Below are 3,970 nucleotides of genomic sequence, written 5' to 3' on the forward strand. Positions count from 1 at the left end.
GTGCGGGCCTGGGGCTCAGCCAATGGGTCGCAGCGCTGCCGCCATGCCGCAATCACACCTTCGAGACCGCGACCTATCTCGTCTGCGAGACGGACCCGAAGCATTACTCGATCGAGCTGTTCTGGAAGGATCCCGACGGCAAGCTCTACCAGTCGCTGCACAATCTTCGAAGCGCGCAGCAGGCGGCCGGACGCACCATGCTCTTCGGCATCAATGCCGGCATGTACCATCCCAATCTCGCGCCTGTCGGTCTCTATGTCGAGCGCGGGCAGCAGATCGCGTCGGCGAAGACCGGGGCCGGCTCCGGCAATTTCTCGATGCAGCCCAACGGCGTCTTCTATCTTAGCGACGGCAAGGCCGGCGTTCGCGCGACGAAGGATTATTTGAAGCGTTCCCCGAAGGTGGACTATGCCACCCAGTCCGGGCCGATGCTGGTGATCGACGGAAAGCTGCATCCGAAATTCCAGGCCGACAGCCCTTCGCGAAAAATCCGCGATGGCGTCGGCGTGCGTGGCGACGGCGTCGTCGTCTTCGCCATCTCGAACGACGTGGTGACTTTCCACGAATTCGCGCGCCTGTTCCGCGACGAACTCGGCTGTCCCAACGCGCTCTTCCTCGACGGCTCGATCTCCAGCCTCTATGCGCCGGCCATTGGCCGCAACGACGATTTCTGGAATCTCGGGCCGATGATCGGCGTGTTCAGGCGCTAAGCAATTCGAGGAAAACCGAGAAGCGGTGTGCCGTTCGGAAATTGCGTGCAAACAAAGACGGAGCTTTCATTGTCGGCTCGCCTGGCGAATCGCCCCGCTGAACCAAAGGTAAATTTTGATTCAAACTTTGTTGGTAATTTCTCATTAGGAATGGGGCTTCCGGCGGCGCTGTTCCGGCCCTCGGTCTGTTTTGTTTTGCGTACAGGTCAAGATGCGGATTTTTGGCGTCGTCAGTTTCGTGCTTGTAGGGCTTTGCCTTGCCGGCTGCTCGTCTACCTCGGGCGTCGATGCCTTGCAGATGCCGTCGAACGAGACGACCAGTTCGGTCGTGCGGCCAAGCGCGCCGGTGACGAAGGCAGTGAAGACCGCCGACGCTGCGATGACGGTGGAGACCGTTTCCATGGCGGGCGCCGCGCGCATCAGGCCGCCGGCGTCGCTCCCTGGCGACCAGAATGCTCGTGTTGACGAGGACAACGCGCGTCCAGGGGATGAGAATTCGCGTCCCTTTGGCTTGGCCGAGGAAGAAACGGTGGCGTTCCCGGCGCCGGACCTGCCGGATACGGTCGAGCCCCCGGTCGAGGCCGCAGCACTCGTCTCGCCGCCGAAGCGGCTGTCGCGCGCAGCGCCCGCGATGCTTGCTGGCCCCGTCACCCGCTATGCCTTTCGCGATGCCAAACCGATCAATTTCGGGCGCGCCTCGCCAAGGCACCTTGCCGTCCATGGCGTCGACGTGTCGCGCTGGCAGGGCAATATCAACTGGCAAAAGCTGCGCGCCCAGGGCGCCAACTTCGCCTACATCAAGGCGACCGACGGCGGCGACCATCTCGATCCGATGTTCATGAAAAACTGGCGCGGCGCCGATGCCGCCGGGCTGAAGCGCGGCGCCTATCATTTCTTCTACTGGTGCCGCACCGCCGGCGAGCAGGCCGACTGGTTCATCCGCAACGTGCCGCGGGTCCAAGGCGCGCTGCCGCCGGTCATCGATGTCGAGTGGAACGGCGAGTCCTCCTGCAAGCGCCGGCCTTCGCGCCAGAAGGTGCTGGAGAAGATGCAGGTGTTCATGGACAAGCTGGAGCGCCATTACGGCCAGCGGCCCATCATCTACACGTCGCCGGATTTTTATCGCGACAATCTGCGCGGCGCTTTCCTCGACTATCCGTTCTGGTTGCGCGCGGTGGCCGCCCATCCGTCAAAGGTCTATCCGGGCCGCAACTGGCTGTTCTGGCAATATTCGGGCTCCGGCCTGTCGCATGGCGTCAGCGGCCGCATCGACCTCAATGTCTTCCACGGCGACGAGCGGCAGTGGCGCAGGTGGCTGGGCGGCGGCGAGATGGTGGCCGACGCGAATTGAGGCCGTCTGCTTCACCCCGGCGCCGAGCTGACGATCGACGGCAATTTCAGGATTTCGCTAACCAACGACTCACCGTCTCCCTTAGCGGCGCGGCAACGGCCTTCCGGTAACGTGTTCGTGATCGCGTCTTGGAGGGGTCTATGCGCAAATTGATTGTCACTGCCGCTGTGGTGGCCGCCGTCGGCTACGGATTTTTCAATTCGCACCTGCGCAACAAAACGCCCAATGAAAATGTGGTTGCCTATTCAACCACCGACGAGGCGATGCAGGGTGCCAAGGCGAAGGGCCATTCGACGCTGCCGCGCTTCCATGAGTTGATGGCCGCCCGCACGCCTGGCACCTATACGGTCAAGTTCCCGCTGACCCAGAACGGCGCCACCGAGCATATCTGGATGCAGCTTGTGGCTTTTAGCGACGGCCGCTTCGTCGGATTGCTGGCCGACAAGCCGGTCAACGGCAACCAATACAAGATGGGCGACCGCATGACGGTTGCCGAGGCCGATGTCGAGGACTGGATGATCCGCAACGGCGGCGACGTCTATGGTGGCTACACGGTACGCCAGGCGCTGGCCGACATGCCGAAGGAACAGGCCGCGAAATACGGGATCACGTTCAAGGATTGAAGGCGGCGCTCCCTTCTCCCCACAAGAGCTGAGGAGAGGCCGTCCATCGCGCTTTCGTCGTCCTCGGGCTTGACCCGAGGACCCATGCCGTGACCATTGCCGTAGGGCGCAGCGTGCAGAATTCTGAAACGCCGCAGCGCCTTGATGTAACGGCATGGATTCTAGGGTCTGCGCTGCGTCGCTTCGCTCCTTGCTCCGCCCTAGAATGACGAAGCCGAAGGGCATCGCCCGTCACGCCTCGTTGATCATCGCCTCGATGTTGTAACCGTCGGGATCAAGCACGAAGCAGGCGTAGTAGTTCGCCGCGTAGTCCGGACGCGGCCCGGGCGCGCCATTGTCCGCGGCACCTGCCTCCAACGCCGCCCTATAGAACGCATCGACCTCCGCCTTGCCCTTCACCCGGAAAGCGACATGAAGATGGGTGAGCGGCGGCTTCTCGCCGGTGCTCTGGATCTCGAACAGGCAGCCATTGCCGACATCGAAGGCCCAGAACACGCCTTCCTTGCCGAAAGCGAGGCGATACCCCAACGGCGCAAAAGCCTTTTCGTAGAAGAGCTTGCTCTGTTCGAGGTCGCTCACTTCGAGAGTGATGTGATCGATCATGGAAGGCCTTGGACAATCAGGCCAGTGCGGCCGGCCACGATGACGCGGCCGGCTTTGATCTATATTGGCGATGGCTGCATTTGGTTGCAACCAGATACCAGCCATCGGCCTCCAGCTTGCGAATAACTTCGCTGACTGTCAGCCTTGGCGGCATCGGGCCTCAGCTGCACCCGCTCGTCGAACCACACGTGTCGCACTTCTCGCAGGTGCCGTTCCGCACCATGGTGAAGTTGTGGCACTCCGAACATTCGTTGCCGGTGTAACCCTGGAGCAAGGACTGCTGGCGACGGGTGGCGGCTAGCTTCTTGGCCTCGGCGGCCTCGTTGGCGGCGGCGTCGGTGAAGAACGCCTCGGCGCCGCCGGCGGCCTCGGCTTCCTCTTCCACCATCTCCTCGGCCAGTTCCCTGGCGCGCTCCTCATAGTCGCGCTTGTAGGCAAGGGCCTCGTCGCTTGCAGGCTTCAACGCCAGCACGTTGGAGCCGGCGAAGGCGGTGGGCGCTGCGCGGGCAGGGGCCGTCGTCGGGGCTGAGCCGCCAAAACCCTTGGGGTCTGAACCGGCAGCCGACACCAGCTTCACCGGCGAGGCACCGCGATAGAGGCCCTTGGAGAACGGCGTCGCCTTGCCTTCGGTGATGCCGCGGCCGAGCGCCGTCTTGTCGAAGTCCGACTGATCGACCTGTCTC

At 62.9% G+C, this 3,970-nt stretch carries 4 protein-coding genes and 1 pseudogene; 3 read left to right on the forward strand and 2 right to left on the reverse strand.

Annotated elements, in window-relative coordinates; genetic code table 11:
- From EOA60_RS22360 to EOA60_RS22370, 3 genes are all read left to right on the forward strand, one after another.
- A partial coding sequence (locus EOA60_RS22360) for a phosphodiester glycosidase family protein (RefSeq protein ID WP_128311907.1) occupies positions 1–710 on the forward strand: 710 nt, incomplete at its 5' end.
- A 211-nt stretch (positions 711–921) separates the two neighbouring features.
- Entirely contained in the window at positions 922–2,061 is a 1,140-nt protein-coding gene (locus EOA60_RS22365) for a GH25 family lysozyme (protein ID WP_095825293.1), read from the forward strand.
- Between the two features lie 140 nt (positions 2,062–2,201).
- Complete coding sequence (locus EOA60_RS22370) at positions 2,202–2,684, forward strand: DUF2314 domain-containing protein (RefSeq protein ID WP_095825294.1); 483 nt, start codon at positions 2,202–2,204, stop codon at positions 2,682–2,684.
- Between the two features lie 231 nt (positions 2,685–2,915).
- Here the strand turns inward: EOA60_RS22370 and EOA60_RS22375 are convergent, their stop codons facing one another.
- On the reverse strand, positions 2,916–3,287 hold the full coding sequence (locus EOA60_RS22375; protein WP_095825295.1) for a VOC family protein: 372 nt from the start codon (positions 3,285–3,287) through the stop codon (positions 2,916–2,918).
- A gap of 160 nt (positions 3,288–3,447) precedes the next feature.
- Positions 3,448–3,970 (reverse strand): annotated as a pseudogene (locus tag EOA60_RS22380) (vitamin B12-dependent ribonucleotide reductase); the annotation flags it as partial.

This window comes from Mesorhizobium sp. M1A.F.Ca.IN.020.06.1.1 (assembly GCF_004023265.1).
In the GTDB taxonomy this organism is placed as follows: Bacteria; Pseudomonadota; Alphaproteobacteria; order Rhizobiales; family Rhizobiaceae; genus Mesorhizobium.

Excerpts from the sequence above, each read along its gene's own strand:
- EOA60_RS22365 (WP_095825293.1), top strand. The coding sequence starts at position 922 with ATGCGGATTTTTGGCGTCGTCAGTTTCGTGCTTGTAGGGCTTTGCCTT.
- EOA60_RS22370 (WP_095825294.1), top strand. The coding sequence starts at position 2,202 with ATGCGCAAATTGATTGTCACTGCCGCTGTGGTGGCCGCCGTCGGCTAC.
- EOA60_RS22375 (WP_095825295.1), bottom strand. The coding sequence starts at position 3,287 with ATGATCGATCACATCACTCTCGAAGTGAGCGACCTCGAACAGAGCAAG.